The organism is Actinomyces sp. oral taxon 175 str. F0384 (assembly GCF_000223355.1).
GTDB lineage: Bacteria > Actinomycetota > Actinomycetes > Actinomycetales > Actinomycetaceae > Actinomyces > Actinomyces oris.
Genome location: NZ_AFUR01000001.1, coordinates 584,829 through 608,798, shown reverse-complemented (window position 1 = coordinate 608,798; position 23,970 = coordinate 584,829). Strand labels below are relative to the sequence as shown.

Sequence of the window (23,970 nt, the reverse complement as noted above, 5' to 3'; positions counted from 1 at the left end):
ACACAACTTGTACTCGTCATGGATTGTTTTCGGGCGCGATGACGGCGAGGACGCGGGGCCAGTTGCCGAGCTCGCGAGGGCCGGGGCGGTGCGGATCGCGCGGGACGGTCAGGTCGAGGGGGCGCACGGCGCCGCTGGAGGGCTCGTAGACATGTGCGCTCCCCTCACCGGGGTCCTCCTGCCCGATGGTCCGCCAGGGCAGGGCCAGGACGTAGTGGCGGGGCACGGCCGGGGTGCGTGCCAGGGACGCACGCAGCCTCGCCCTCGCCGTGGGCTCGCCCTCGGCGAGGGTATCGAGGACGAGCGGGCCGCCGGAGACCAGGATGACCGGGAGTCCGCCTGCCAGCACCTCGCGGATCGAGGCGACCTCACTGCCCCAAGCGGGGCCGTGGTCGCTCACCCACCTCACCGTGTAACGACGACGCCCTCCGCCCAGCGTGCAGGTGCGCACGATCTCGGTCATCTGCCGGGCCACGGACCAGGGCGTGGAACCCAGCGCCTTCGGCCAGGGCAGGACCCCCAGGCCGCGGACATTCATGGCCCGCTGGATCCGCACCTGGTGGCGGGACAGGACGGAGACCAGCTGTTTGCCCTCTCGGCCGGGTGGCGAGGCGGTCATCTCCTGGGCGAGGTCGTCCGTCACCGCTGCGCGCTCGCCGGGTTGCAGGAGCAGGCGGGCGGCCAGGAGGCAGGTGGGTCCGCAGGTGGTGGCGTCGGTCTGGGTCAGGGTGATGGCCTGGCCCGCCTGGGTGAGGCGGCCCACTCGCAGCCGGGAGTTGACGGCTCGGGCGACGATGGCGGGGTCCACCGGCCGGGACGCGGTCATCCGATGCGCTCCAGGATGACGCCGCGCTCCCGGCGGGCCACGGCGTCGGCCGCTTCCTGGGAGCGGGCCTGGGAGATGACGATGCCGCCGGCGAGCGCCTCCCGGGCGCGGGTGAAGCGCTCGGGGGTGGCGGTGTGCAGGGTGAGCAACGGTTGGCCGGCGCGCACCTCGTCGCCCGGTTTGGCGTGCATAGTGACGCCGGCGACGGCCTGGACAGGGTCCTCCTTACGGGCCCGCCCGGCCCCGAGGCGCCAGGCGGCCACCCCGACCGCGAGGGCATCCAAGGTGGTGAGGACCCCGTCGGCCGGGGCGGTGACCGTCTCGGTCTCCGGGGCGAGGGGCAGAGGTGCGTCCGGGTCCCCGCCCTGGCGGGAGATCATGTCGCGCCAGATGTCCATGGCCCGTCCGTCGGCCAAGGCGGCACGGGCCTCGTCCTCCTCCACGGGTCTGCCGGCGGCGGCGCACATCTCCAGGGCCAGGGCCACGGTGAGGTCGACGACGTCGGCCGGTCCCCCACCGGCGAGCACCTCAAGGGACTCGGCGACCTCGAGGGCGTTGCCTGCGGTGCGTCCGAGCGGGGTGGACATGTCGGTGAGCAGGGCGCGGGTGGTCACTCCGGCGTCGGTACCCAGGGCCACCATGGTGGAGGCGAGCTCGCGAGCCTGGCCGAGCTCCTTCATGAAGGCGCCCGAGCCGACCTTGACGTCCAGGACGAGGGCTCCGGTGCCCTCGGCGATCTTCTTGGACATGATCGAAGAGGCGATGAGGGGGACGCAGGAGACGGTGGCGGTGATGTCACGCAGGGCGTAGAGGCGCTTGTCGGCGGGGGCCAGGCCCGCCCCGGCGGCGCAGATGACGGCGCCGGGTCCGTCGGCGTCGAGCATCGCCAGGATCTCCTCATTGCTGAGGTCGGCCCGCCAACCGGGGATGGACTCCAGCTTGTCCAGGGTCCCGCCGGTGTGCCCGAGCCCGCGTCCGGACAGCTGGGGGACGCTCACGCCGAAGACGGCCACGAGCGGTGCCAGCGGCAGGGTGATCTTGTCCCCCACTCCCCCGGTGGAGTGCTTGTCCGCTGTGGGGCGGGTCAGGCCGGAGAAGTCCATGCGCTTCCCGGAGGCGATCATGGCGTCGGTCCAGCGGGCGATCTCGGCCCGGCTCATGCCGCGCAGGTAGATGGCCATGGCCAGGGCGCTCATCTGCTCCTCGGCGACGGCGCCGCGGGTGTAGGCCTCCACGACCCAGTCGATCTGGGCGTCGGTCAGGGCGGCGCCGTCGCGCTTGGCGGCGATGACGTCGACGGCGTCGAAGGGCTCGACGGAGGGCGTGGCGGGGACGGTCACGGGGTTCTCCTTCATCTGTGGCTGCTGGTCAGCCGGCCCTCAGCTCTGCGGGCCGACGACGCGTTCGACGTCGTCGGCGGTAAAGCGGTCGGGCAGGACCTCGTCGATGCTCATCATCCCCGAGGGCATGGCCAGCACCATACCGTCGGCGGCGTGCTCGCTCAGGAGCTGGCGGCAGCGCCCGCACGGTGCCAGGGCCCGGCCGTGGGCGTCCACGCAGGAGAAGGCGACCAGGCGCCCTCCTCCGGTGCGGGTGAGCTCGGAGACGAGGCCGCACTCGGCGCACAGGGTGACGCCGTAGCCGGCGTTCTCCACGTTGCATCCCGAGACGAGTCGGCCGTCGTCGACCAGGGCGGCGGCGCCGACCTTGAAGCGGGAGTAGGGGGCGTAGGCGTGGGTCATGGCCTCCAGGGCGAGCTCGTGCAGGGCCCGCCAGTGGGCGTCGGTCAGTTCGGTGGGCACGATGCTGCTCACGGGTAGGGCACCCCCTCGGCGGCCGGGGCACGCACCTTGCCCACGAACCCGGCCACCGCCAGGATCGTGACGATGTAGGGGATCATGGAGATGATGTCCGGTGAGACCGAGCTGCCGATGACCGGCAGGGTCTGGGCCACGGAGGTGGCGAAGCCGAAGAGCAGGGCCGCCCCCAGGGAGCCCAGGGGCCGCCAGGCGCCCAGGATCATGGCGGCCAGGGCGATGTAGCCGTTGCCGGCGGTCATGTCGTTCTCGAAGGACAGGCCCGAGCCGACGGTGAAGAAGGCCCCTCCCAGTCCCGCGAGCGCCCCGGCCAGGGCCAGGTTGGCCACGCGGGTGCGCATGACGTTGATGCCGACGGTGTCGGCGGCCTTGGGGTGCTCACCGCAGGCCCGCAGCCTCAGCCCCCACCGGGAGCGGAACAGCATGACGGACAGGGCCGCCACGGCCGCGTACATGAGGTAGACGAGGATCGTCTGGCGGAAGAGGACCGGCCCGATGATCGGGATCCGGGACAGCAGCGGCACCGCCAGGGTGGGCAGGCGCAGGGCCCGGTTGAGGCTGGGGCTGGAGGACAGGAAGGTGGAGAACAGGAAGCCGGTGAGCCCGGAGACCAGGACGTTGAGGACGACGCCGACGACGATCTGGTTGACCCGGTAGCGCAGGCCGAACAGGGCCAGGAGGAGGGCCACGAGGATTCCGGCCACGGGGGCGGCCAGGATCCCCACCCAGGGGTTGGAGCAGGCCGAGGCGACGACGGCCCCCAGGAAGGCCCCGCCCAGGAGCTGGCCCTCGATGGCGATGTTGATGGTGCCCGAGCGCTCCCCGATGATCCCGGCCAGTGAGCCGTAGACGAGGGGGACGCTCAGTCCCAGCGCGGAGGACAGGATGGTCACCAGGGGGATGACGCCGCGGCTTCCGGCCCCGGCCCAGGCCAGGAAGGCCAGGACGAATCCGACGCCGATGAGGACGGCGGCCCAGGTGGGGATCCTGCTGCGGCGCCGGGAGCGGTCGAAGGCGACGGCGGTGGACGCCGCGACGATCCCTGCGGCGGCGAGGATGACCAGGCGCGCGTTGAGCTCGGGGGCCCCGAGCCGGAAGAGGTCGGAGGAGGCGGTCAGGTCGAAGGTCGTCGAGCCGCGGGCCCCCAGAGCCATGAGCCCCTGCAGGAGGAGCACGACGACGCCAGTGATCGGGATTTTCAGATCCATGGGCGCCGCCGTCGCGGGCGCGGAGGCATCCGGTGCGGTCGCGGCGTGAGAGTCGGCAGAAGCGGTTGATGCGCTCATGGCTCAGGCCTCCTTCGCGGCGGGAGCGGCCGGGGCTGCGGCCGGCACTGAGGCGGGGGACGGGGCGGTGCCGCCGAGGGAGTCGCGGCGCTCCGGGAGCCGGAAGATGGCCCGGATCAGGGGCGGCGCGGCGATGAACAGCACGATCGTGGACTGCAGGACCAGGACGATCTTGATGTGGGTGCCCGGGGCGGCCTGCATGGCGGTGCCCCCGGCGCGCAGCGCCCCGAAGAGCAGGCCGGCCAGCACGGTCCCCACGGGACGGGAGCGGCCCAGGAGCGCTACCGTGATGGCGTCGAAGCCGATGGTGCCCACGACGGACTCGTCCATGCTCTTCTGGGTGCCCAGGACCGGCGCGGTGGCGGCCAGCCCGCACAGGGCGCCGGAGATCATCATGACCAGGCTCGTCACCCAGGGCACGCTCATGCCTGCGGTGCGGGCGGCGTCGGCGTTGAGGCCGGTGGCCCGCAGCTGGAAGCCGAGGCGGGAGCGCTCCATGAGCCACCACACGGCCACGGCGACCAGCAGGGCCAGGAGGAAGCCGGTGTGGAGGCGGAAGGAGTCGCCGGCAAGTGAGGGGTACTGGGCGGCATCCGCCACGGTCAGGGACTTGCGGTTGCCGGTCTCCCCCTCCCCGTTGAAGGCCTTGAGGCTGAGCACCTGGGACAGCAGGTGGGCGGCGATGGAGTTGAGCATGATCGTCACGATCACCTCGTTGGCGCCGGTGCGGGCCTTGAGGACGCCGGCGATGCCGCCCCACACCAGTCCTCCCAGGGCCGCCCCGACGACGGCGACGAGCAGGTGGGCCACCGGGGGCAGGTTCCAGGCGATGCCCACGTAGCAGGCGGTGATCGCCCCGAGGATCATCTGCCCCTGGCCGCCGATGTTGAACAGGCCGGCACGGAAGGCCACCGCCATGCCGAGCCCGGCGATGATGAGCGGGGTGGCGTTGGTCAGGGTGTCGGTGATGGGGCGGATCATGCGCACGCCCGTGGTGGCGCGCCAGTCGAAGAGGGCGCCGCGCAGCAGGGAGCTGTAGGCCTCGCTCAGGGTGGAGGCGGTGGCGTGGAGGAAGTCGCCGGGGCGGTTGAGCAGGTAGGTGGCGGTGTAGCGCACCTCGGAGTCGGCCGCGAGGATGAGGATCGAGCTGAGGATCAGGGCGGTCAGGACCGCGAGCAGCCCGACGACGGCCGGTGAGGAGGCGACCTGCCGCAGCAGGGCGGCCTGGCCGCTCGGGCCGTGCTCGGTCTGCTCCTCGGGGCGGTCCTCAGGCGGGGCCGTCGGGGTCGCTTCGGTGCTGGAGCCGGTGGTGGGGGTGCTCATCGTGTCTGCTCCTGAGGGTCGAGGGCCTGCTCGGCGGGGGTGCCGGCCATCATGAGGCCCAGGGCGTCGCGGGCGGTGTCGGCCGGGACGGTGCCGACGATCCGTCCGCGGTACATGACGGCGATCCGATCGGCCAGGGCGTAGATCTCGTCGAGCTCGGAGGAGATGATGAGGACGGCGGTGCCGGTGTCGCGCTCGGCGACGATGCGCTGGTGGACGAACTCGATGGAGCCCACGTCCAGGCCGCGGGTGGGCTGGGAGGCGACGAGGACCTTGAGGGGCCGGGAGAGCTCGCGGGCGAGGATGGCCTTCTGCTGGTTGCCTCCCGAGAGGGTGGAGATGGCGTCGTCGACGTCGGTGACGCGCACGTCGAACTCCTCGCGCATCCGGTGGGCGGCGTGGCGCACGCGCGTCGGGGACAGTGACGGGCCCCGCCCCAGGGAGGGGTCATCGTAGCGGTCCAGGACCATGTTCTCGGCGACGGAGAGCTCGGCGACCATGCCGTCGGTGGTGCGGTCCTCGGGCACGAAGCCCAGTCCGGCTCGCAGGCGGCGGCGCACCGTGTGGCGGGTGACGTCCTGGCCGTCGAAGGCGATGGAGCCGGTGGTGGGCGGCCGTAGCCCGAGGATGACCTCGCTCAGCTCGGTCTGACCGTTGCCCTGGACGCCGGCGATGGCGAGGATCTCGCCGGCGCGCACGTGCAGGTCGATGTCCTCAAGCAGGGTGGTGCCGTCCTCGATGAGGCTGATGCCCTCCAGGGCGAGCCCGTCGTCCCCGGGGTCGGCCGGGGGCTTGTCGACGGTCAGGGAGACGTCGTGGCCGACCATGAGGCCGGCGAGCTCGGCGGCCGAGGCGGTGGGCTCGGCGGTGCCGACGACGCGGCCGCGGCGGATGACGGTGATGGTGTCGGCGACCTCGCGGATCTCGCGCAGCTTGTGGGTGATGAAGACGATGGAGGTGCCCGAGGCCTTGAGCTCGCGCATGATGGTGATGAGCTCGTCTGTCTCCTGCGGGGTGAGCACGGCGGTGGGCTCGTCGAGGATGAGGACCTTGGCGTCTCTGGCCAGGGCCTTGATGATCTCCACGCGCTGCTGGACGCCCACGGGCAGGTCCTCGATGAGGGCGTGGGGGTCGACGTCGAAGCCGAAGCGGCGGGAGATCTCGGTGACCTTGGCGGCGGCGGCGCCGGTGTTGATGAGCCCCAGCGACCCGACCGGCTCGTAGCCCAGGGCGACGGACTCGGCCACGGTGAAGACGGGCACGAGCATGAAGTGCTGGTGGACCATGCCGATACCGGCGGCCACGGCGTCGCCCGGCCCGGAGAAGGCGACGGGCTCGTCGTCGATGAGGATCTCTCCGGCGTCGGGCTGGTGGAGGCCGTAGAGGACGTTCATGAGCGTGGACTTGCCCGCGCCGTTCTCGCCCAGGAGGGCGTGGATCTGGCCGGGTTCGACGGTTAAGTCGATGTGGTCGTTGGCCACGAGCGGCCCGAAGGCCTTCGTGATCCCGCGCAGCTCAAGCTTCACAACAGACTCGCTTCCGGGTGGCGGTGGAGGCTCGGGGCGCCGGCCCCGGCCGGGCGGTCAGGAGGGGTCGTAGGGGGTGGAGACGTCGAGGGACCCGTCGATGATCTGGGCTCGCAGCTCCTCGAGCCTGGCCTTGACCGGCGCCGGCACCCGGGAGTCGAAGTCGTGGAAGGGTGCGGCGGCCACCCCGTTGTTCTTGAGGGTTCCGATGTAGGGCTCGGAGGAGAATCTCCCCTCGGAGGCGTTCTTGACGGTGTCGAAGACCGAGTTGCCGATCTCCTTGACCACGGAGGTCATGATGATGCTGCCGTCACCGGAGGAGGTGTAGCCGTCGGAGTCGACCCAGATGACGGCGTTGGTGCCCCCGGCGTCGTTCTTCTGGCGCACGGAGGACAGCGTGCCCTGGCCGACGGGGCCGGCCACCGGCATGATGATGTCCGCGCCCTGGGAGATGAACTGCTCGGTGATGGCCTGGCCCTTGGCGGCGTCGGTGAAGTTGCCGACGAAGGAGCCGCCCTTGCCGGTGGTGGTGTCCCAGCCCTTGACCTGGACCTGGGCGCCGGTGTCCTGGTTGTAGCGGGCCACGCCCTTGGCGAAGCCGTCCATGAAGATCTGGACGGTGGGCAGGGGCTTGCCGCCGTAGGTACCCACGACCCCGGTGCGGGAGGTGCCGGCGGCGGCGTACCCGGCCAGGTAGGCGGCCTCGGCCGTCTTGAACAGCAGCGGCTTGGTGTTGGGCAGGGTGGCGGGCTTGCCGTCGGCGCCGATGAAGGAGGCGTCGATGAGGGCGAACTGGATGTCGGGGTTGGCCTTGGCCGACTCGGTCAGGTCGGCGGCGATGTTGAAGCCGACGCCGATGACGAGCTTGCAGTTCTGCTGGATGAGCGCGTAGATGTTGGTGGCGTAGTCGGCCGAGTTCTCCGACTGCACGGCGATGGTCTTGACTCCCAGCTCCTTGCCGGCCCGGTCCAGGCCCTTCTTGCCGGACTCGTTGAAGGAGTGGTCGTCGAATCCGCCCTCGTCGGAGAGCATGCAGGCGGTGAAGTTCTTGGCGCCCTCCAGGTTGCGGGCGGGCCGCTGGGCCGGTGGCGTCCCGCAGGCGGCCAGGGCCAGGGCCACGGCCGCGCCGAGCGTCATCGCGGAGCAGGCCTTCTTCATGGAAACCTCCGTGGTTCTCGCGTGCGACGGGGGACACATTCGAGTGTCAAGGATAGGCGAGAACCTCTCATTCTCACACCATCCGTTCCACCGGGATGGCCTCGTGATCGTCGTGGTTTCAATGAGGAGCCCGGCACCGGAGGGCTGTCTTCTTCCGGCGCCGGGCCCTCAAGACCTCAGCGGTTCCAGCGGCCCCAGCGACTTCGACGGCTGCTGCGCCCGCGGTGCAGTGGTTCGGCTAGAGCAGGTCCTCTCGGCCAGCCGCCTTGAGGGCGTCGACGACGCTCTTGACGTCCTGGGCGTACTCGGGGGTGGTGACCAGGAGGGCGTCGGGAGTATCGACGACGACGGTGCCCGGCACCCCCAGGAGCACCACCGTGCGTCCGGAGGTGGCGGCGATGAGGGCGCCGTCGGAGTCGAGGGCCCGGATCTCTGCGCGGGGGTTCGCGGGGGCGGCGTCGCCGGCGGCGCCAGTAGACCCGTCGGTGTCGTCGAGCACTCCGGCACCGGTGGCCGGACCCTCGGTGCGCGGCGGGACGAGGTCGGTCAGGGCGTCGAATCCGCCGACGTCGTTCCAGCCCATGGAGACCGGCACAGTGGCCACTCCTCCGGCGGCGGCCACCGGCTCGGCGATGGCGTGGTCGATGGCGATCTTCTCCAGGGCGGGCCAGCGCTCGGCCAGGACCTCCTCGCGCTCGGGGGCGTCCCAGACGGCGGCGATGGCCTCGATGCCCTGGGCCAGCTGGGGCCTGAGCTCGGCGAGGTGGTCCAGGAGGACGCCGGCGCGGACCACGAACATGCCTGCGTTCCAGCGGTAGTCGCCGGTGGCCAGGTAGGCGGCGGCGGTGTTGGCGTCGGGCTTCTCGGTGAAGCCCAGGACCCGGCGTCCGTCGGGGGCCCCGGGCACGTCGGTGGGGTCGCCGGCGTGGATGTAGCCGAAGGCGGTCGAGGGGCCGGTGGCCTCGATCCCGATGGTGACCACCCAGCCCTGCTCGGCCAGGCGGGCGGCCTGGCGGACGGCGTCGGCGAAGGCGGCCCGGTCGGCCACGGTGTGGTCGGCGGCGAAGGAGCCGACGACGGCGTCTCGCCCGTGGCGGTGGGCGATGACGGCGGCGGCCAGGCCGATGGCCGCCATGGAGTCGCGCGGGGAGGGCTCGGCCAGGAGGTTGTCGCGCGGGATGCTCGGGAGCTGGTCGGCCACGGCGGCGATGTGGGCGACGCCGGTGACGACCGTGGTGGTGGCGGTCAGTGGAGCCAGGCGCTCAACGGTGTCCTGCAGGAGGCTGCGGCCGGCCCCGGTGAGGTCGAGGAGGAACTTGGGGCGGTGGCGTCGGCTGAGCGGCCACAGCCGGGTGCCCGCACCGCCTGCGGGAATGATGGCGTGAATGGCCGGCGCCGAGCTGTCGGGCTGTACGGCGCGATCGGACTTGCCAGGGTTGCCAGAAATCTCAGTCACCGCCACAGGCTATCGTCCCGGTCGACTGTCTGTTCACCAGGTCGGACTCAAAGCAGTACTAGACCCGGCCTTCAGGGGATCGGCACCGGGGGGATGTAGTCGGGGTGCGCCGTCGGGTCCGCCTCGAGGCTGCCGGTGATGGACTGGCGGGGCCAGGCCAGGGTCTCGGGCACGGAGAGCGTCACGTAGTTGGGGCGCTCGTGGGCGTGGACCTCGTTGGGATGGTCGACGTCGCGGGGCAGCGGCGGGTTGGCCATCCAGGCCGCCACGAGCAGCACGACGCGGCTGGTCAGGTGCAGCCACAGAATGAGGACGGCTATGGCCGCGAAGGAGGCCAGCAGCGGGTTGCGCGTCACCGAGCCGACCGCCCCGGTCCCCACCTGCCGCAGCACGCCCAGGGCGAAGGCGCCCAGCATGCAGCCCTGCAGCAGGTCGCGTCGGGGCGGGCGGATGCCACAAATGGTGATGAGGAGCGCCAGGACACCGGTGTCGATGAGGAAGGAGAGCAGGAGCGTCATCACCCACGCCCCGGTTCCGGTCAGCGACTGCGGCAGGCCCAGGGAGCGACCGACACTGCCCGACAGTGTCGTCGTCACCACCGAGGCCACGGCGGTCACCAGCACTCCGGCCACGATGACCAGGAAGCCCGCGAGATTCGCCAGCTGCCCGACCACCGGCCTCATGACGGGATTGACCAGCCCGAACATGGCCCGCAAGGCGATCTTGAGAGTGCCCATGAGGCTGATGACGGAGTAGATGAAGGCCCCGGCCGCCAGCACCGATCCCAGGTTGAGCGCCGAGGGAAGGGTCAGCTGCTCGACCAAGACCAGCCCCTTGCCGTTGCCGGTGTCGATGACACCGGGCAGCAGCGAGTTGATGGAGTCCACGACGGCGGCCCGGATGGTGGGGTGCTGACCGAGCATCGCCATGAGCATGCTCACGCCGATGACGAGGACGGCGAAGACCGAGAACATGCCCGTGTAGGCGATTCCTCCGGCCATGAGCGCGCCTCGCGCCGTGCCGTAGCGGATCAGGGCCCGGCCGACCCGCGTGCGCCGCCCGGCCTCCAGCAGTTCCTTGACACGCTCGATCACACCGACACCGCCGGAGTCGTCGGGGGCACCGACACTGCGGGCACAGCAGTGTCGGCGGAGGCGTCAGGGGCCAGGGAGCCCCCGAAGGCGAAGGCGGCCACCACGTCCCAGCCCCCTTCCGAAGCCGAGCACCGGCCACCGCCGTGGCCGGCGGACCGACTGCGGTGTCGGTAGAGATGAAGCTCAGTGACGGTGAAGTCCATGGTCAGATCCTCGCCCTTCCTCGCCGCGGTGTCGAGGCCGTCCTCAGCAACCTCGTGAGCCAGGGTCACGTGCGGGTGGAAGGGGAAGCTGAGCGGACGGGCCAGGGGTCCCCGCCGGTCGCGCACCCGCACTTGAAGACGGTCGCACTCCTCGGCGCCGCTGCGCAGCCCGAGGTAGACCACGGGGCTGACGGGCCGGAAGGTGCCGACCTCGTCGAGCCGCACCTCGAAGGGGTTCGTCCCAGCAGCCACGTTGCGCAGGTGGCGCATGACCTCGTCGAGGGAGTCGAGGTCGACGGCCGTGGGCGGCAGCAGCGTGATGTGGGGCGGCACGACCTCGGCCAGAGGATCCCCGGCGGCCTCCCGCACCGCACGGACCTGGGCGGCGTAGTGGGAGGGCAGGGCGATGGCCACACCGATGACGCACTGGTGCGCGCCTGGTGCGGGGATCTGCATGACTCCTGGGCTCCTACGGGATGACTGGTTGACCGGGTTGATGAGGTGTCGGCGTCTGGACGAACGGATGCCCTGAGGGCGACCCGAACACATTACCGTGTCACACCCCCGTTATCCCAGCCGGGAGCGCGGCACGAGCGGGATAAGTGTGCCATGACCGACCGAACGGGTGGAACGGCCGCCACCGCCGCCGCCTGTGCGACTCTGTGCGGGAACGTGCGGACATGGCGTTTTCGACGTCGAGGTCTGGCAGACTGGGCCCATGCAACCCGGCCCCTCAGCCTCCGCCGTCGGATCGCCCCGTCCGGCCCCGATGCTCGCCCGTCAGCGCCAGGAGCACATCCTGGAACGGGTCGCGGCCACCGGCGGGGTCCGGGTGGCCGATATCGTCGAGGAGCTGGGCATCTCGGAGATGACCGTGCGCCGCGACATCACCGAGCTCGTCACCCAGGGGCTGGTCGAGCGCGTCCACGGCGGGGCGGTGGCCGCCGGCCCCACCACCCTCGAGCCGCGATTCACCGCCAAGTCGACCCTCAACCTGGAGGCCAAGCGCCGCATCGGTCAGGCCGCGGCTGCCATGGTCCGCCCCGGGGACTCCCTGGCGCTGTCAGCCGGGACCACCACGCTGGCGCTCGCCCAGGCCCTGACCGAGCTGGAGCACTTCCCCACCCTGACCGTCATCACGAACTCGCTTCCCGCCGCGCAGGTACTCTTCGACGCCGCCGACGCCGCCCGCGCCGAGAACCGCGACGCCCCGACGGTGGTCATCACCGGCGGCGAGCGCACGCCGTCGAACGCCCTGGTGGGACTGGTGGCCATCGACGCACTGAGCACGATGCGTGTGGAGTGGGTCTTCCTGGGCGCCCACGGCTTCACTCCCGAGGCCGGGCTCATGACCCCCAACCTGCAGGAGGCCTCCGCCAACCAGGCGCTGGTCGCCGCCGGACGCACGGTGGTGGCCACGCTGGACTCCTCCAAGTGGGGGGTCCTGGGGCTGCGTTCCTTCTGCGCCACCCGGGACATCGGGGTCCTGGTGACCGAGGCCGCGCCCGACGCCGACGGCGTCGACGCCCTGCAGCAGGCCGGTACCCGCCTGACCATCGCCACCTGACCCGGCCCCACCGCTCCCGCCCCCTTCCTCAGCCTGTCCGCTCACTCACAACAACCCACCACAGGAGAACACGATGACCAACGATGCTCCCGTCTTCGCCCCTGCGCTGAGCCCCCAGGAGGGCGCCGAGGCCGCCACCGCCCTGTTCCGGGAGGTCTTCGAGGCCGAGCCCGACGGCGTCTGGTACGCCCCCGGGCGCGTCAACATCATTGGCGAGCACACCGACTACAACGGCGGCCTGGCCCTGCCCATCGCCCTGCCACACCGGGCGCACCTGGCGCTGCGGCGCCGCGAGGACCGCGTCGTGCGCCTGGTCTCCCCCCAGACCCGGGAGAAGGTCGACGTCATGGACCTCGACACGATCGGTCCGAAGGGAACCCCCGGGGAGGTGGCGCACTGGGCCTCCTACATCGCCGGCGTCGCCTGGTCCCTGGAGCGCGACGGCTTCGAGAACCTGCCCGGCTTCGACGCCGCACTCGTCTCCTGCGTGCCCTTGGGAGGCGGACTGTCCTCCTCGGCGGCCCTGGAGTGCTCGGCCGCCGTCGCCATTGACGAGGTCGCGCACCTGGGCCTGGCCGGGACTGCGCAGGAGCCCGACGACGCCGGGCGCGCCCGCCTGGTGACCAACTGCGTGCGCACGGAGAACGAGATGGCCGGGGCCCCCACCGGCGGCATGGACCAGTCGGCCTCCATGCGCTGCCGCGAGGGTCACGCCCTGGAGCTGGACTGCCGCGACGGCTCGGTGACCCACGTGCCCTTCGACCTGGCCGCCGAGGGCCTGGCCCTCCTGGTCATCGACACCAAGGCCAAGCACTCCCTGGACGACGGCCAGTACGGGGCCAGGCGAGCGGCCTGCGAGCGGGCCGCTGAGATCCTCGGGGTGGAGCTCCTGGCGGACATCGCGATCGAGGACCTGCCCGGCGCCCTGGAGCGCCTCGCGGCCACCGACGGCGCCGACGCCGACGAGCTGGTCAAGCGCACTCGCCACGTCGTCACCGAGATCGACCGCACCCGCCGGCTCGTGGCGCTTCTGCAGGACGGGCAGCCCCTGCGCGGAGAGAAGCTCGCCGAGGCGGGCAGGCTCATGGACGCCTCGCACGAGTCACTGCGTGTGGACTACGAGTGCACCTGCCCCGAGCTGGACGTGGCCGTGGAGGCGGCCCGCGCCGCCGGCGCCCACGGGGCGCGCATGACCGGCGGCGGATTCGGCGGCTCGGCGATCGCCCTGGTGGACGCCGACGCCGTCCACGACGTGGCCCGCGCCGTGGCCGAGGCCTACCAGCGCGAGGGCTTCAACCCGCCGGCCTTCCTCGACGCGGTTCCCGCCGCCCCGGCCGGCAGGCTCGCCTGAGCCGCCCAGCGCTCCGCTGGAACCCGCACCTGACGGTGATCAGTCCTCTCCAACCTCGGTTGGAGAGGACTGTCAGCATTCCTCCTTCAGGATGAGGTCAGACAACCGCTCTTGCCGTAGTCTCTGCGCGTATTCATCAGGAGCCCGGGGCCCCTACCCGGTTCTGATCCCGCCGCCTTCCATGGAGGACGCCGTGAAGCGCTTCGTCTGGCCCGCCCTCAAAACCCTCATTGCGGTGATCGTCGCCGTCGCTCTGGTGAAGATCGCTTTCTTCCCCTCGCAGGGCGACGGGACGACCGCTGACATCTCCCCGGGCTACGCCGCCGACGTCAAGACCGTCCCCGTGACCAAAGGCAGCATCTCCAACACGGTCTCGGTCAAGGGTCACATCGTTCAGGACGCCACGGTCGAGGTCCAGGCCGACCTGGCCGGCGTGGTGGACTCCGTCGCCGTGGAGAAGGACACCCAGGTCAGTGCCGGTGACCCGCTGCTCTACATCAAGCACTCCGAGTCCCAGCCCCCGGTGACCAAGACCGATGAGAGCGGCAACGTCACCCAGACCCCGACCGAGGACAAGGTCACCTGGTCCACGATCTACGCCCCCGTCAGCGGCACCGTGACCCCCAAGGTCCTCAAGCAGCAGGAGACCGGCGTCGGCGTCGTCGTGGCCACCATCACCCCCGCGACCTACTCGGCCACTGGGACCGTCAGCGCCGCGCAGCAGTACCGGCTCACCAACGCGCCCACTGCCGCGACCCTGACCCTGGAGGGGGGCCCGGCGCCCTTCCAGTGCAACAACCTCAAGGTCGGCACCAAGGCCTCCACCTCCACGACCACCGGTGGGGACGGCTCGACGACGACTACCTCCGGTGACGGCACCAGCGTGGAGATGCGCTGCGCGGTTCCCGGCGACCAGAAGGTCTTCGCCGGTATGCCGGTGACCATCAGCGTTGACGCCGGCAGCGCCTCAGAGGCCCTGATGGTTCCGGTCACCGCTGTGGAGGGCAAGGTCGGCTCGGGCTTCGTGTGGCTGGTACCCGAGTCCGGGGACGCCTCCAAGGCGGTCAAGACCGCTGTGAAGCTGGGGATCACAGACGGTACGAACATCCAGATCACCGCCGGTCTCAAGGCCGACCAGCAGGTCCTGCAGTTCGTCCCCAACAAGGACACGCGCCGCACCGGGACACCGGACACCTGCGAGCCGGACAACTCCGCCTGCTACGACTCCGAAGGCAAGGAGATCCTGTGAGCGGGCTGCTGGAGCTGCGGGAGATCACCCGTACCTTCACCGTCCCCGACTCCGAGCCCCTGCACATCCTCACGGGAGTCAACCTGAGCGTCTCCCCCGGTGAGCACGTGGCCATCGTGGGACGCTCGGGAACGGGAAAGTCCACCCTGCTCAACATCCTGGGTCTCATCGATAAGCCGACATCGGGCCACTACACGCTCTCGGGCACCGACACCTCCCGGCTCGGGGAGAGTCGCCGCGCCCACCTGCGAGGGCAGACCTTCGGCTTCGTCTTCCAGTCCTTCAACCTCATCCCGGGACTGACCACCACCGAGAACGTGGCGGCACCCCTCCTGTACGACACCGGCAGGGCCTTCTGGACCCGCAGCGCACGGGCCGCCGAGCTGCTGGAGGCCGTGGGCCTGGGTGACAAGGTGGGCTCGCCCATCTCGCGCCTGTCGGGAGGTGAGCAGCAGCGGGTGGCCATCGCCAGGGCGCTGTCACGCCGCCCCAGCGTCATCCTGGCCGACGAGCCCACCGGCGCCCTCGACGTCGACACCGGCAACTCGGTCATGACGCTCCTGGAGCGCCAGTGCGCCGAGAACGGTGCCGCCCTCATCATCATCACGCACGACCTGGCCGTGGCCGGCCGCGCCCACACCCAGTACCGGCTCGACCACGGCGCCCTCACCCCGATCTCCGTCATGCGTCGCAAGGTCGGCAGCCTGGAAGAGTTCGGTGAGGTCGTCACCACCCCTCCGACATCCCCCTACCCGTCGGCGCCCACCAGCCACGAAGGAGCCTCATGAACGGCATTCTCACCGGATTCTTCGGCGCCATCGTCGAGGCATGGGCCCAGCTGCGCATCGGCAAGCTGAGGGTCCTGCTGTCGCTGGTGGGCGTGGCGGCGGCAGTGGCGGCCATGACCTTCGTTATCGCCCTGGGTCAGGTCTCCGTCGACGCCATCAACAAGGTCAGCGAGAAGTACACCGGCCGCCCGGGCACGGTGACGATCAACGTCAGCCCCACCGGCAAGGGCCTGGACCAGGCCCTCCAGGCCGACGACGCCCCCGAGTCGAGCACCGGCGCAGACTCAGGTGCCAGCGGCGGCAGCAGCGACGGTGCGGGCGGTACCGGCGGCGCAGGCAGTGCGGGCGCTGCAGGGGGCGCTGGTAGCGCGGGTGGAGGCTCCACGACCAGCGCTGCGACAGCGGCGAAGATCTCCACGGCGATGAACAGCTTCGTCGAGCGCTACGAGGTCAAGTCCTGGGCGACGACCTACACCTCCAACGTGCGCTTCTCCTTCCCCGACGGCGCTCGGAGCGTGCCCACCCAGACCGTGAGCCTGAGCTACGGGCTCCTGCACCACAAGACCGTCTCCCAGGGACGCTGGTTCACCGCGCAGGATGAGGACGACCTCTCCCCGAGCATGGTCGTCACCCAGGGCTTCCTCGACGCCATGGGGATCCAGCAGCTCACCGAGCCGGTCACCATCACCTCCTTCTCCCCGGTGCAGACCTCCTTCACGATCGTCGGCGTCCTGGAGGCGGAGGACCTCTCCCTCATGGGCTGCAGCGGCGACCCCGAGCGGGACGCGGGCCTGCCGTGCACCCAGCCCGTGACCGCCTTCGCCCTCAACACGCCCTACGAGCACTGGCTGCCCAAGGACGCCGCCCGCCCCGCCCCCACGCTGGAAATCTGGGCCGGTCAGGATGGCGCGAAGGAGGTCGCCAGCCTGGCCAAGAAGGACCTGGACGCGCGCTTCGGTCAGGGCTCGACCCAGGCTGAGGACAACCTCCAGGGCGGCGGCTTCAGCTCCAGCGCGAACACCTTCACCCAGGTGGTCACGGCCGCCGGCGTGTTCGTCATGCTGCTGGGGGCCCTGAGCCTGGTCAACATCTCACTGGTGACCGTGCGTCAACGCATCCACGAGATCGGGGTGCGGCGCTCCTTCGGGGCGACGAGCCGACGCATCTTCTTCTCCATCATGCTGGAGTCGGTGGTGGCCACCGTGGTCGCCGGCGTCGTCGGCATCGGGATCGCCATCGTGGGGATGCGCGTCATGCCGCTGAGCGCCTTCCTCGGCATCCCGGTGACCACGACCCCGCCCTTCCCCATGGTGGCGGCTGTCATCGGCCTGGTCGCGGCCACCGCCGTGGGCGCGCTGGCGGGCATCATCCCGGCGATCGTGGCCACCCGCATCCGGCCGATCGACGCAATCCGCTACTGAGAGCCCGCCGGGGTCGGGCCGAACAGGCACCCGACCCCGACGTGCTCTCCGAAAAGGTCAGCCGCGTCTTCAGCGGTACTCGACGACGAGCGGGGCGTGGTCGGACCAGCGCGAGGCGTAGTCGGGCGCCCGGTCCACGGTGACGCTGTGGGCCCGATCGGCCAGGGCGGGGGTGAGGACCTGGTAGTCGATCCGCCAGCCGGTGTTGTTGTCGAAGGCCTTGCCGCGTTGGGACCACCACGTGTAGGGCCCCTGCTCCTCGTCCCCCACGAGGTGACGCGAGGCGTCCACCCAGCCGGAGGCGAACCAGCCCTCCAGGTGGGCGATCTCCTCGTCCATGACGCCGGCGATCTTGTTGTGGTTGGGCTTCCAGTTCTTGATGTCACGCTCGGAGCGCACCACGTTGAGGTCCCCGGCCATGACGACCTGGGGCCCACCATCACGGGCGGCGGCCAGGAGCTCGGCCATACGGGCGTCGACGAGCTCGAGGTGGGCGTACTTCTGGTCCATCTTCTCGGTGCCCAGCTGGCCCGAGTGCAGGTAGGCGGAGATGACGGTGAGCCGCTCGAGACCGTCGAAGCCGGTGAGGCTCAGGTCGGCCTCGAGCCAGCGGCCGGAGTCGACGTCGGGCTCCTCGGTGCCGGGCGCGGCCACGCCGTAGCGCAGCTCGCCGAGGGTGGCGGGGCCGCCCTCGCGCACGGCGACGCCCACGCCCGCACGTCCCTTGATGCGGCAGGGCCAGATGGCGGCCTCGTAGCCGGGCAGGAGGTCGACGGCGATCTGCTCGTCGGCCCGGACCTCCTGGAGAAGGAGGATGTCGGGGGCGGAGGCGGCGAGCCACTCCCCCATGCCCTTGCGGGCGGCGGCCCGGATGCCGTTGACGTTGACAGTGGCGATACGCATGGCGGCAAGCCTACGCGCTCGGCCCTGAGCCTGAGACGATAGGGCCATGAGCGACGCCGGTAGGAGTGCCAGCACCGTGAGAACCGTTCACGTCCTGGTCCAGGGCACGGTCCAGGGGGTGGGCTTCCGCTACCACTGCGCCTACACCGCCCAGGAGCTGGGAGTGGTGGGGCAGGTCCGCAACCTGCCCGACGGCGACGTCGAGGTCACGGCCCAGGGCGAGCCTGAGGCCGTGGGCCGGCTGATCGCGTGGCTGCGGCACGGCCCGCGGTGGGCCTCGGTGCGCCGGCTCACCGTCACCGACCTGCGCGCCGGCTGCCTGGATGAGCGCAGGTTCGAGATCACCGGGTGAGAGGATCGGGCCATGGAACCCGACGACGCCCGGGCGCCGCGCAGCGCCCGACGAGTCGGCGTGTGGATGGCGGTTATCGTCATCGCCGCCGTCCTGCCCGTGCTGGCTCAGACCTCGCTGCTGTCCCGCGTCAGCACCCTGTTGTGGCTGGCCTCCATGCCGCTGTGCATCCTGGGCTGTGCGATGCTGGCCAAGGAGCTGGCGGCGCGTCGCACCTCCCGGCCGGAGGAGGACTGAGCGACCGACAGCGGTGAGCCGCAGACACAGACTGACGGGGCGGATGAGGAGAGCCCCATCCGCCCCGTCAGCCGTCTGCTGGCCGCAGTCTCGCTGTCAGCCGGCCTCAGAGCCGGTCAGGCGACGACGACGCAGCATGAGCGCGACACCGCCGCCGGCCAGGAGCAGCAGGGCGATGCCTCCCAGGAAGAGCGCCTGGGTTCCGGTCAGGGGCAGACCGGCCACCGTCTTCTTGGGGCTCGCGGTGGGCGAGGCGGCGCTGTAGTCGGTCACGCCCGGCTTGCCCTGACCGGGCGGGGTGGTGGAGTCCTTGCCGTTCTTCGCACCGTTGGAGCCGTTGCTGTTGCCGGGGATGTCACAGCTGCCGGCCTTGGCGTTGCAGGGGTCGGTGATCGGCTTGTCGGTGAAGCCCAGTCCCTGGGTGCGCAGGAGGACCGTGGAGTCGAGCTGGCCGTCCTGGGCGTCGGCGATGGCCACGCGCACGTGCACCTTCTGCCCCGGGGTGACGGAGGCCTGGCAGGGCAGGGCGGAGGTGTAGCCGTTGAACTCCACGGGGATCTGCCCCGGTGTGTGTCCCGAGACATTGGCCGTGTAGTAGGCGGCGTTGGAGGACTCGTTGATCGAGGCGGCGCTCACGGCCGTCTGTGTGCCGGGGACGTGGGCGCACTCGGTGCCATTGACCTGGATGCTCAGCGGGTCCTTGTATCCGCGCGACTGCCAGGAGGCGGGGGTGCCCTCGGTGGCGCCGGCGTACTCCTCGGAGCCGAGGCTGTAGTAGAGGACGATGTTTGAGCTGGTGGCGGTGACGTCGAACTCCAGGACGGCCTCGTCGTAGACGTCGGTGCCGGCCACCTTGGCCAGTCCTGCCGGGTCCTCGGTGAGGCCGAAGTCACCGGTGGTGTCCAAGGCGTCATTGGGCCCCAGGACCGCGGAGCGGGTGATGTCGGTGTCGGAGTCGGCAGTGGGATCGGGGTCGACGAGGGAGCCGGTGGACAGGGCGACACCCTCGGTGATGGCGTTGCCGTCACCGGGAAGTCCCTTGACCGTGCCGATCTGGACGTCCTTGCCGGAGACGGATGCGTTGGAGACTGTCGCCTTCGGACCGGCGACCATCTGGGCCAGGGACTGGGCGCTCACCGTGGAGGTGTTGCGCAGGGAGGTGGTGGACTGCCCCGCCGTATTCGGCGCTGTAGCGGCCACCGCCGGGCCGGCCGCACTCAGGGCGAGCGCAGCCAGCAAAGCGATTGTTGAAGCGGATAACCGTCGCAGACGGATGGGAAGAGTATTCACAGGATCTCCGTTAGACACGGGGCCGCCCGGCAGCGGACGACCACCTGAACCGACAGGCTGGGAGACCAGACAGCTCACGGAGAACGGGATCAAGACTAACCGGACGATAAGCCCTTGGCTTGTGGTCTATGTCACCAAATTACCGAGAACCTCAAGAAACCCTGAGAATGCAGGGCCTACGTCTTTGGTGGCAGTGTCCCGATATTGACAGAGCGGTCCAAAGGCCTGTCCCTCCGCCTCCAGGTTCTCCTAAGGTTGGGCCTGGGAGATCACGAACATCGGCTCACGGCGCACTGACACCCTCATCCCTCATGAGTAAGGACAGTACGGACAATGACCGTGACACACACTTCGTTCCGCGCCCGTCGCAGACGACTGGCCGTGGCGCTGACGCTCGGACTCCTGGTAGCCGGGTCCGGCACTACCGCGCTCGCCGATGAGACGCCCTCCCCCAGCGCCTCCCCCACCGCCACCGCTACTGCCGAGGCCTCACCCGAGGCGGGAGCGGCCCAGAAGAACGACCAGTCCCCTGCCGGCCAGGCGCAGGCGAGCCAGAGCCCCACCGAGCAGGGTCAGGCGGGCCAGAGCGACCAGCAGGCCGCCGGTGGGGCCGCGGCCCAGGACGCGAAGGGCTTCAAGGCCGACAACCCCGGATGGGCCAACGCCACCAAGCACACCGGTGCGGCGCACGGGGTCGAGGAGAACTACACCGCCAAGTGGACCCGCGCAGACGCCATGCAGATCCAGCGCGTCTCCAACCCCAATGCGCCGTCGGGCACCAACTCGATGCCCGAGCAGCTCACGATGCCGGAGATCTCCAACGGCTTCCCGGCCACGAGCGACGACGTATGGGTGTGGGACACCTGGACGCTGACTGACGAGGCCGCCCACCAGATCTCCTACAACGGCTGGGAGATCGCCTTCTCCCTGGTGGCCGACCGGCACGCCGGCTACACCTTCGACGACCGCCACACCCACGCGCGTCTGGGCTTCTTCTACCGCAAGGCCGGCACGCAGACCTCCTCGGCCGACGGCGCGAACAGCTCCAACGGCGGGTGGATCTACGGGGGGCACGTCTTCCCCGACGGCGCCTCCGGCTCGATCTTCGAGGACCAGAGCTTCACGGCCCAGACCGAGTGGTCCGGCTCGGCCCGCCTCATGGAGGGCAACAAGATCCGCATGTTCTACACCTCGGTGGCCTTCTACAACACCACCACCGGCGGCAGCGGCGACGGGGGCTACGGTCAGGACGGCAACAACGCGGCCTCCAAGCCCTACGACCCGCGGATCGTGCAGTCCGAGGGACGCATCTACGCTGACGAGAACGGCGTGTGGCTCACCGGGTTCCGCACCCAGCACCAGCTGCTCGTCCCGGACGGCAAGTACTACCAGACCCGCGAGCAGAACCCGGGCGTGAACTTCCGCGACCCCTTCACCTTCCGCGACCAGAACAACCCCTCGGACCCCACCGAGTACATGGTCTTCGAGGGCAACTCGGCCTTCGTCCGTGAGCAGCAGTACGTCGACGCCGCGGCCAAGGCCGGGCAGAACACCACTCTGGCCACCTGCACCGCGGAGGATCTCGGCTACGAGCAGGGCGACCCCAAGGCCGAGACGGTCGAGGCGGTCAACCAGCGCGGCGGCCGCTACCAGCTGGCCAACGTGGGCCTGGCCCGGGCCAAGAACAAGGCGATGACCCAGTGGGAGTACCTGCCTCCGCTGCTGAGCGGCAACTGCGTCAATGACCAGACCGAGCGGCCCCAGATCTACTTCCAGGACGGCAAGTACTACCTGTTCACGATCTCGCACCGGGAGACCTATGCCGACGGGCTCCAGGGCCCCGAGGGCGTCTACGGCTTCGTGGGCGACGGGCTGCGAAGCGACTACAAGCCGCTCAACCAGAACACGGGTATCGCGCTGGGCAACCCCATCAACCTCAACTTCAACCCGGGCAAGCCCTACTCGCCGGACTTCAACCAGAGCCCGTACACCTTCCAGTCCTACTCGCACTACGTCATGCCCGGCGGCCTGGTGGAGTCCTTCATCGACTCCATCGGCGGCAACAAGGACGGCAACCCGGTGCGCGGGGGCTCGCTGGCCCCGACGGTGAAGCTGAACATCTCCGGGGACACCACCTCAGTGGACCGCACCTACGGCACCAACGGCTTGGGGGGCTTCGCGGACATCCCCTCGGACCGGGCCCGCTCCAACGGCGGTGACACCCGCCCGCAGCGGCTGAAGTAGCCGCCGCGCTCAGGGCATCACTGCTCAAGCAGGAGGCGGGGCCGTCGGAACAGAAGTTCCGGCGACCCCGCCTCCTTGTCGGCGACGTTTCCTGCGGCGTCCTTACAGGGCTGCGGCCAGGGGGGTGAGGCTTCCCGACGTGATGGTGGCCGTGCCCTTGGCCCCCAGGACGATCTCCTGGCAGGAGGGGGCGGTGAAGACCAGGAGGCTGCCGACGGTGGCGCCGTCGTCGACGAAGACCTCGAGGCTGGAGCGGTCCAGGTAGAGGTGCAGACGCACTGTGGAGCCGGTGGGGCGGTACTGCGTCTGGCGGCGCAGGGCGAAGTCGGTGGTGGTCCCCTCGTCCTTGCCGTCGACCTGTGTGAGCCCACCGTCGGTGCGGTCGAGGTAGAGGGTGCCGGCCGAGATGTCGACGCCGACGCGCACCTCCTGGGTCTTGCTGTCAACCGTGCCGCGGGCCAGTCCCAGCCAGGCCTCAGAGGCGTGGGAGACGTCCAACGTCAGGTCGATCTCGACCGTGCGTCCCGTGCCCAGAGCCGTCACCGTGTCGGTGGCCTTGAGGCCGGAGAGATCGGTGGCCCGCCCGCGCAGGGCGTCGAGCTCGGGGACGGGTTTCTGCACGAGGGTGCGTTTGCCGCCGATGGTGGTCAGGGACAGCTCGCGCGGGATGCTCATCTCACCGCGCCAGTCTCCGGTGGGCAGGGAGTAGGGGTAGTTCCAGTTGCCCAGCCAGGCCATCCACACGCGGCGGCCCTCGACGTGCTCGAAGCTCTGGGCGGCGTAGAAGTCCTGGCCGACGTCGGTGAAGCGGGTGTCGTGGTCCTCGGGGAAGAAGACGGAGCCGTCGAAGTCGCCGATGAAGTACTGGGCGGTGGAGCCGGCCGTCTCCTCGTTGGCGCCGATCGAGAGGGTCATGACCCAGCGGGTGCGCCCGTCGCTGGAGTCGGTCAGGGGGAAGAGGTCGGGGCACTCCCACACGGCGGCGTGCGAGCCGATTCCCTGGCCGAAGTCGCTGGCGTGGCTCCAAGCCTTGAGGTCGGTGGAGCGAAAGAGGGAGACGTGGTCCCCGGCGGAGACGATCATGATCCAGGCCTTGGAGTCCTCGTGCCAGAAGACCTTGGGGTCGCGGAAGTCCTTGCGCCCGTCGTTGGGGATGACGGGGTTGCCGGAGAAGCGCCGCCAGCTCCTCCCTCGGTCGGTGGAGTAAGCCAGGGACTGGGCCTCACCGCCCTCGGTGGAGGTGTAGACGGCGACCAGGCCGCCGCCGGTGACCAGGCCGGAGGTGTTGGCTCCGTCGACGACGCAGCTGCCGGACATGGCCAGGCCCTGCGCGTCGTGCTCCAGGGCCGTCCCCTGGCGTTTCCAGCGCACCATGTCCGAGCTGATCGCGTGACCCCAGGTGCCGTCCTGCTGGTGGAAGAGGTGGTACTCGCCCTCGTAGAGGACCAGGCCGTTGGGGTCGGCGAGATTCCCCGTGGCGGGGCTGTAGTGGTAGGCGGGGCGGTAGGCGGCTGAGGCCGGCGAGTCGGTGGCCGTGGGCGTCGGCGAGCTCCGGCGCCCGGTGGAGCAGCGCACCAGGATGGCTCCGCCCACGATGAGGGCGCCGGCGCCGGCCGCACCGAGGATGAGGGTTCGACGCCGCAGGCCGGTCCTGTGCGGCTGCGGGTCCTGGGGGTCGGTCGCGGTCGGCGAGGGCGACACAGGCGCCGCGTCCGCAGGGGTCGGCGGGCACGCCTCCGGCTGAGTCGGCTCAGGTCCCGAGGAGCTCGGGGAGCCTGCCGACTCAGCCGGACGGGTGAGGTGGTCAGGATGGGAGGGATGGGCGCCGTGGGACTCGTCCGTCATGGCCTCAAGATTATCGGCCGGTCGGGCGAGCGGC

21 protein-coding genes are annotated in these 23,970 nt (G+C 70.5%); 8 read left to right on the top strand and 13 right to left on the bottom strand.

The genetic code is table 11. The features are described 5' to 3' along the window. Positions 1–16 precede the first annotated feature (16 nt). The 10 genes from HMPREF9058_RS02545 to HMPREF9058_RS02500 all read right to left on the bottom strand — a co-directional run bounded on the left by HMPREF9058_RS02545 (position 17) and on the right by HMPREF9058_RS02500 (position 11,145). Positions 17–826 (bottom strand): hypothetical protein, encoded by an 810-nt coding sequence (locus HMPREF9058_RS02545; protein ID WP_009405573.1) that lies wholly within the window; start codon positions 824–826, stop codon positions 17–19. After that, entirely contained in the window at positions 823–2,181 is a 1,359-nt protein-coding gene (locus HMPREF9058_RS02540; RefSeq protein WP_217491278.1) for a thymidine phosphorylase, read from the bottom strand. The genes HMPREF9058_RS02545 and HMPREF9058_RS02540 overlap by 4 nt, the downstream gene beginning before the upstream one ends. 24 nt (positions 2,182–2,205) lie before the next feature. After that, positions 2,206–2,640 (bottom strand): cytidine deaminase, encoded by a 435-nt coding sequence (locus HMPREF9058_RS02535; protein ID WP_009405778.1) that lies wholly within the window; start codon positions 2,638–2,640, stop codon positions 2,206–2,208. Continuing rightward, entirely contained in the window at positions 2,637–3,929 is a 1,293-nt protein-coding gene (locus tag HMPREF9058_RS02530) for an ABC transporter permease (RefSeq protein WP_009747322.1), read from the bottom strand. Before HMPREF9058_RS02530 ends, HMPREF9058_RS02535 begins: the two co-directional genes overlap by 4 nt. Positions 3,930–3,932: 3 nt before the next feature. Further along, a complete protein-coding gene (locus HMPREF9058_RS02525; protein ID WP_009405996.1) occupies positions 3,933–5,252 on the bottom strand; it encodes an ABC transporter permease in 1,320 nt (439 codons plus the stop codon). Continuing rightward, entirely contained in the window at positions 5,249–6,778 is a 1,530-nt protein-coding gene (locus HMPREF9058_RS02520) for an ABC transporter ATP-binding protein (RefSeq protein WP_009747489.1), read from the bottom strand. The genes HMPREF9058_RS02525 and HMPREF9058_RS02520 overlap by 4 nt, the downstream gene beginning before the upstream one ends. A 57-nt stretch (positions 6,779–6,835) precedes the next feature. Beyond that, positions 6,836–7,936, bottom strand: a complete 1,101-nt coding sequence (locus tag HMPREF9058_RS02515) for a BMP family protein (protein WP_009406014.1) — start codon at positions 7,934–7,936, stop codon at positions 6,836–6,838. 238 nt (positions 7,937–8,174) lie between these two features. Then, positions 8,175–9,383: a mannose-1-phosphate guanylyltransferase gene (locus HMPREF9058_RS02510; RefSeq protein WP_050798008.1), complete on the bottom strand. Its 1,209-nt coding sequence runs from the start codon at positions 9,381–9,383 to the stop codon at positions 8,175–8,177. A gap of 80 nt (positions 9,384–9,463) precedes the next feature. Beyond that, positions 9,464–10,486 (bottom strand): YihY/virulence factor BrkB family protein, encoded by a 1,023-nt coding sequence (locus tag HMPREF9058_RS02505; RefSeq protein ID WP_009747495.1) that lies wholly within the window; start codon positions 10,484–10,486, stop codon positions 9,464–9,466. Next, positions 10,483–11,145, bottom strand: a complete 663-nt coding sequence (locus HMPREF9058_RS02500) for a 2'-5' RNA ligase family protein (protein ID WP_009405987.1) — start codon at positions 11,143–11,145, stop codon at positions 10,483–10,485. The genes HMPREF9058_RS02505 and HMPREF9058_RS02500 overlap by 4 nt, the downstream gene beginning before the upstream one ends. Positions 11,146–11,458: 313 nt before the next feature. Between HMPREF9058_RS02500 and HMPREF9058_RS02495 the strand changes: the two genes are divergently transcribed. The 5 genes from HMPREF9058_RS02495 (at position 11,459) to HMPREF9058_RS02475 (ending at position 17,065) form a co-directional block, all read left to right on the top strand. After that, complete coding sequence (locus tag HMPREF9058_RS02495) at positions 11,459–12,256, top strand: DeoR/GlpR family DNA-binding transcription regulator (protein WP_009747316.1); 798 nt, start codon at positions 11,459–11,461, stop codon at positions 12,254–12,256. Between the two features lie 73 nt (positions 12,257–12,329). After that, positions 12,330–13,607 carry a galactokinase gene (gene galK / locus HMPREF9058_RS02490; RefSeq protein WP_009747263.1) on the top strand — a complete coding sequence of 426 codons (1,278 nt, stop codon included), beginning with the start codon at positions 12,330–12,332 and terminating at the stop codon, positions 13,605–13,607. A gap of 181 nt (positions 13,608–13,788) precedes the next feature. Beyond that, positions 13,789–14,856 carry a biotin/lipoyl-binding protein gene (locus HMPREF9058_RS02485; protein WP_003789614.1) on the top strand — a complete coding sequence of 356 codons (1,068 nt, stop codon included), beginning with the start codon at positions 13,789–13,791 and terminating at the stop codon, positions 14,854–14,856. Further along, a complete protein-coding gene (locus HMPREF9058_RS02480; RefSeq protein ID WP_009406267.1) occupies positions 14,853–15,644 on the top strand; it encodes an ABC transporter ATP-binding protein in 792 nt (263 codons plus the stop codon). Before HMPREF9058_RS02485 ends, HMPREF9058_RS02480 begins: the two co-directional genes overlap by 4 nt. Continuing rightward, positions 15,641–17,065, top strand: a complete 1,425-nt coding sequence (locus HMPREF9058_RS02475) for an ABC transporter permease (protein WP_009405605.1) — start codon at positions 15,641–15,643, stop codon at positions 17,063–17,065. Before HMPREF9058_RS02480 ends, HMPREF9058_RS02475 begins: the two co-directional genes overlap by 4 nt. Positions 17,066–17,134: 69 nt before the next feature. Here HMPREF9058_RS02475 and HMPREF9058_RS02470 read toward each other — a convergent pair whose 3' ends face one another. Then, positions 17,135–17,968 carry an exodeoxyribonuclease III gene (locus HMPREF9058_RS02470; RefSeq protein ID WP_009405743.1) on the bottom strand — a complete coding sequence of 278 codons (834 nt, stop codon included), beginning with the start codon at positions 17,966–17,968 and terminating at the stop codon, positions 17,135–17,137. Positions 17,969–18,014: 46 nt separating this feature from the next. Between HMPREF9058_RS02470 and HMPREF9058_RS02465 the strand changes: the two genes are divergently transcribed. Both HMPREF9058_RS02465 and HMPREF9058_RS02460 read left to right on the top strand, forming a co-directional pair. Then, the gene (locus HMPREF9058_RS02465; RefSeq protein WP_043537586.1) at positions 18,015–18,320 is read left to right on the top strand and encodes an acylphosphatase; all 306 of its coding nucleotides are present in this window, start codon (positions 18,015–18,017) and stop codon (positions 18,318–18,320) included. A gap of 12 nt (positions 18,321–18,332) precedes the next feature. After that, positions 18,333–18,557, top strand: coding sequence for a hypothetical protein (locus HMPREF9058_RS02460; protein WP_009406106.1), 225 nt, complete (start codon positions 18,333–18,335; stop codon positions 18,555–18,557). A gap of 96 nt (positions 18,558–18,653) precedes the next feature. Here the strand turns inward: HMPREF9058_RS02460 and HMPREF9058_RS02455 are convergent, their stop codons facing one another. Continuing rightward, positions 18,654–19,847 carry a choice-of-anchor L domain-containing protein gene (locus HMPREF9058_RS02455; protein WP_009405847.1) on the bottom strand — a complete coding sequence of 398 codons (1,194 nt, stop codon included), beginning with the start codon at positions 19,845–19,847 and terminating at the stop codon, positions 18,654–18,656. Between the two features lie 333 nt (positions 19,848–20,180). Between HMPREF9058_RS02455 and HMPREF9058_RS02450 the strand changes: the two genes are divergently transcribed. Beyond that, positions 20,181–22,091 carry a glycoside hydrolase family 68 protein gene (locus HMPREF9058_RS02450; protein ID WP_009406289.1) on the top strand — a complete coding sequence of 637 codons (1,911 nt, stop codon included), beginning with the start codon at positions 20,181–20,183 and terminating at the stop codon, positions 22,089–22,091. A 102-nt stretch (positions 22,092–22,193) separates the two neighbouring features. On the opposite strand, the gene HMPREF9058_RS02445 is transcribed toward HMPREF9058_RS02450, so the two are convergent. Further along, positions 22,194–23,936, bottom strand: coding sequence for a glycoside hydrolase family 32 protein (locus HMPREF9058_RS02445; RefSeq protein ID WP_043537585.1), 1,743 nt, complete (start codon positions 23,934–23,936; stop codon positions 22,194–22,196). Positions 23,937–23,970 lie beyond the last annotated feature (34 nt).